The 4,187-nt window shown below is 61.4% G+C and carries 4 protein-coding genes; 1 reads left to right on the top strand and 3 read right to left on the bottom strand.

The window, feature by feature from the left end:
* Positions 1-59 precede the first annotated feature (59 nt).
* Genes WBR57_RS25330 through gcl form a run of 3 tightly spaced genes read right to left on the bottom strand, consistent with a single transcriptional unit; the run spans position 60 to position 3,537 of the window.
* On the bottom strand, positions 60-950 hold the full coding sequence (locus tag WBR57_RS25330; RefSeq protein WP_424087712.1) for a 2-hydroxy-3-oxopropionate reductase: 891 nt from the start codon (positions 948-950) through the stop codon (positions 60-62).
* Between the two features lie 18 nt (positions 951-968).
* A complete protein-coding gene (gene hyi, locus WBR57_RS25325) occupies positions 969-1,751 on the bottom strand; it encodes a hydroxypyruvate isomerase (RefSeq protein WP_424087710.1) in 783 nt (260 codons plus the stop codon).
* A gap of 10 nt (positions 1,752-1,761) precedes the next feature.
* The gene (gene gcl, locus WBR57_RS25320) at positions 1,762-3,537 is read right to left on the bottom strand and encodes a glyoxylate carboligase (protein WP_424087708.1); all 1,776 of its coding nucleotides are present in this window, start codon (positions 3,535-3,537) and stop codon (positions 1,762-1,764) included.
* A 256-nt stretch (positions 3,538-3,793) separates the two neighbouring features.
* On the opposite strand from gcl, the gene WBR57_RS25315 reads away from it, so the two are divergent.
* A partial coding sequence (locus WBR57_RS25315) for a GlcG/HbpS family heme-binding protein (RefSeq protein ID WP_424087707.1) occupies positions 3,794-4,187 on the top strand: 394 nt, incomplete at its 3' end.

Genomic DNA, 4,187 nt, shown 5'->3' with positions numbered 1-4,187 from the left:
CTGAAGGACCGCTATCGCAGGCAAGCCAGCTCCCACACTGGTCTGCGTTTCAAATTGAATTACTTATCGCGAATCGAAAAATTCGCCATATGCTCCAAGCCCTTGATCAGCGCCGAGTGGTCCCAATTGCCGCCGCCAATCGCGGCGCAGGTGCTGAATACCTGCTGGGTGCCGGCGGTGTTCGGCAGGTTGATCCCCAGCTCCTTGGCCCCGGCCAGGGCCAGGTTGAGGTCCTTTTGGTGCAGGTTGATACGGAAGCCCGGGTCGAAGGTGCCCTTGATCATGCGTTCGCCGTGCACTTCGAGGATCTTCGACGAGGCAAAGCCGCCCATCAGCGCTTCACGCACTTTGGCCGGGTCGGCGCCGTTTTTCGAGGCAAACAACAGCGCCTCGGCCACCGCCTGGATGTTCAGCGCGACGATGATCTGGTTGGCGACCTTGGCGGTCTGGCCGTCGCCATTGCCGCCGACCAACGTGATGTTCTTGCCCATGCTCTGCAACAGCGGCAGCGCGCGTTCGAAAGTCTGCGCCTCGCCACCGACCATGATGCTCAAGGTGCCGGCCTTGGCGCCGACTTCACCACCGGACACCGGCGCGTCGAGGTACTGCGCGCCGGTCTGGTTGACCTTGGCGGCGAAGGCTTTGGTGGCGGTGGGCGAGATCGAGCTCATGTCGATCACCACTTTGTTCGGTGACAAGCCCGCCGCGACGCCGTCTTCGCGGAACAGCACGTCATCGACCTGCGGCGTGTCGGGCACCATCACGATGATGAACTCGGCTTCCTGAGCCACTTGCTGGGGGGTGGCCAGGGCCACGGCGCCGGCGTCGATCAGGGCCTGGGGGGCCTTGCCGTGGTGTTCAGACAGGAACAGTTGATGCCCGGCTTTCTGCAGGTTCGCCGCCATGGGCTGGCCCATGATGCCGGTGCCGATAAATCCGATTTTAGCCATGAAAGAATCCTCTTTTTATTAGATGGCGTTATGGCTTTTCAGCCAGCCAAGACCGGCTTCGGTGGTGGTCAACGGCTTGTACTCGCAGCCGACCCAACCCGTGTAACCGATGCGGTCCAGATGCTCGAACAGGAAGCGGTAGTTGATCTCACCGGTGCCCGGCTCGTTGCGCCCGGGGTTGTCCGCCAGCTGGATATGGTTGATCTGGTCCAGGTGCGTGGCCAGGGTGCGGGCCAGGTCGCCTTCCATGATTTGCATGTGATAGATGTCGTATTGCAGGAACAGGTTGGCGCTGCCCACTTGTTCGCGAATCGACAGGGCCTGGGCGGTGTTGTTCAGGTAGAAGCCCGGAATGTCGCGGGTGTTGATCATCTCCATGACCAGCTTGATGCCGACCGCTTGCAGCTTTTCAGCGGCGTACTGGAGGTTGGCGACGAAGGTTTTTTCCAGGGTCTCGTCGTCAACGCCTTGCGGGCGAATCCCCGCCAGGCAGTTGATCTGGGTATTGCCCAGCACCTGGGCGTAGGCGATGGCCAGCTTGACCCCCGCGCGGAATTCCTCGACCCGGTCCGGGTGGCACGCCAGGCCGCGCTCGCCCTTGGCCCAGTCGCCGGCCGGCAGGTTGAACAACACTTGAGTCAGGCCATGGGCGTCGAGTTGCGCCTTGATGTCAGCCGAGCTGAATTCATACGGGAACAGGTACTCGACCCCTTCGAAACCCGCAGCGGCGGCCGCTTTGAAACGGGCAAGAAAGTCCTGCTCGGTAAACAGCATGGACAGGTTGGCGGCAAAGCGCGGCATAGGGTTCTCCTTAATCGAGCAGGGAAATGGCAGTCGGCGCGTCGTTGCCGACCAGGGCCAGGTCTTCGAATTCGTTGACGGCGTTGATCTCGGTGCCCATGGAAATATTGGTCACCCGCTCCAGGATAATCTCTACGATCACCGGCACCTTGAATTCTTCGATCATTTCCTGGGCCTTGCGCAACGCCGGCTGGATCTGGCCCGGCTCGAATACGCGCAGGGCCTTGCAACCCAGGCCTTCGGCGACGGCGACGTGGTCGACACCATAGCCGTTGAGTTCCGGGGCATTGAGGTTGTCGAAAGACAGCTGCACGCAGTAGTCCATTTCGAAGCCGCGCTGGGCCTGGCGAATCAAGCCCAGGTAGGAGTTGTTCACCACCACGTGGATGTACGGCAGCTTGAACTGCGCGCCCACCGCAAGTTCCTCGATCATGAACTGGAAGTCATAGTCGCCTGACAGCGCGACCACTTTGCGGCTCGGGTCAGCCTTGACCACGCCGAGCGCCGCCGGAATGGTCCAGCCGAGCGGACCGGCCTGGCCGCAGTTGATCCAGTGACGCGGCTTGTAGACGTGCAGGAATTGCGCGCCGGCGATCTGCGACAGGCCGATGGTGCTGACGTAGCAGGTGTCTTTGCCGAACACCTGGTTCATCTCTTCGTACACCCGTTGCGGCTTGACCGGCACGTTGTCGAAGTGGGTCTTGCGGTGCAGGGTGGCCTTGCGCTGTTGGCAGTCATGCAGCCAGGCGCTGCGGTCCTTGAGCTTGCCGGCGGCTTTCCATTCGCGGGCGACTTCAATAAACATGGTCAGTGCAGAGCCGGCGTCCGAGACGATGCCCAGTTCCGGGGTGAAGACGCGACCAATCTGCGTCGGCTCAATGTCGACGTGAATGAATGTGCGGCCCTCGGTGTACACCTCCACCGAACCGGTGTGGCGGTTGGCCCAGCGGTTGCCGATGCCCAGCACCACATCCGATTTGAGCAGCGTCGCGTTGCCATAGCGGTGCGAGGTTTGCAGGCCGACCATGCCCACCATCAGCGGATGGTCGTCAGGGATGGTGCCCCAGCCCATCAGGGTCGGGATCACCGGGATACCGGTCAGCTCGGCGAACTCTACCAGCAGCTCGCTGGCATCGGCGTTGATCACGCCGCCACCGCTCACCAGCAATGGGCGTTCAGCCCGGTCGAGCAGGGCCAGGGCTTTTTCCACCTGGATGCGCGTGGCCAAGGGCTTGGCCAGCGGCAGCGGCTGGTAGGCGTCTATGTCGAATTCGATCTCGGCCATCTGCACGTCGAACGGCAGGTCGATCAGCACCGGGCCGGGGCGCCCGGAGCGCATTTCGTAGAAGGCTTTCTGGAACGCGTAGGGCACTTGGCCGGGTTCGAGCACGGTGGTCGCCCACTTGGTCACCGGCTTGACGATGCTGGTGATGTCCACGGCCTGGAAGTCTTCCTTGTGCATGCGTGCACGTGGCGCCTGGCCGGTGATGCAGAGGATTGGGATCGAGTCGGCCGAGGCGCTGTACAGGCCCGTGACCATGTCGGTGCCGGCCGGGCCCGAGGTGCCGATGCACACGCCGATATTGCCGGCCTTGGTGCGAGTGTAGCCCTCGGCCATGTGCGAGGCGCCTTCAACGTGGCGAGCAAGGACGTGATCGATACCACCCACTTTCTGCAAGGCCGAATACAGCGGGTTGATTGCGGCGCCTGGGATACCGAAAGCGGTGTCCACGCCTTCACGGCGCATCACCAGGACGGCGGCTTCGATTGCTCTCATTTTGCTCATGATTTTGGTGCCTCTTGCGTTTTGTAATTGTATACAAGTGGTGTCTGTTCAAAGTGTATTCACGGCGAGCGGCGCAGGTCAATCCATTTTATGCGCTGGCCTTTGCGTTCGTCGGAAGGCGTTTTTTCGACGTATGGCGAATTTGTTAGGAAATATTGTATACAAAAATTAAATTCATTGTGTTCTATTTGTTTGATCGAGCATCTGATCCAACAGACCTCCACCGCATTCCCAATAACAAAAGAAGGACGGCACCATGAGCGCTTTAACCTTGAAACTCGCCACCCAGCTAGCCAGCCAGGCCCTCACCGCAGGCCGCACGATTTCAGCGGCGCCGCTGACCATTGCGGTGCTCGACAGCGGCGGTCACTTGATCACCCTGCAGCGCGAAGACGGCGCCAGTCTGCTGCGCCCGCAAATCGCCATCGGCAAGGCCTGGGGCGCGATTGCATTGGGCAAGGGTTCACGCTTGCTGGCGCTGGACGCGCAGCAGCGGCCGGCGTTTATCGCCGCGTTGAACAGCCTGGGGCAGGGGAGCGTGGTGCCGGCACCGGGTGGGGTGCTGATCAGGAATCAGGAAGGAGCGGTGCTGGGGGCGATCGGCATCAGTGGGGATACCTCGGATATCGATGAGCAATGCGCGATTACGG

The sequence above is a fragment of the Pseudomonas sp. genome (assembly GCF_049590575.1).
Taxonomy (GTDB): Bacteria; Pseudomonadota; Gammaproteobacteria; order Pseudomonadales; family Pseudomonadaceae; genus Aquipseudomonas.
This window is presented reverse-complemented; position numbering and strand designations above follow the sequence as displayed.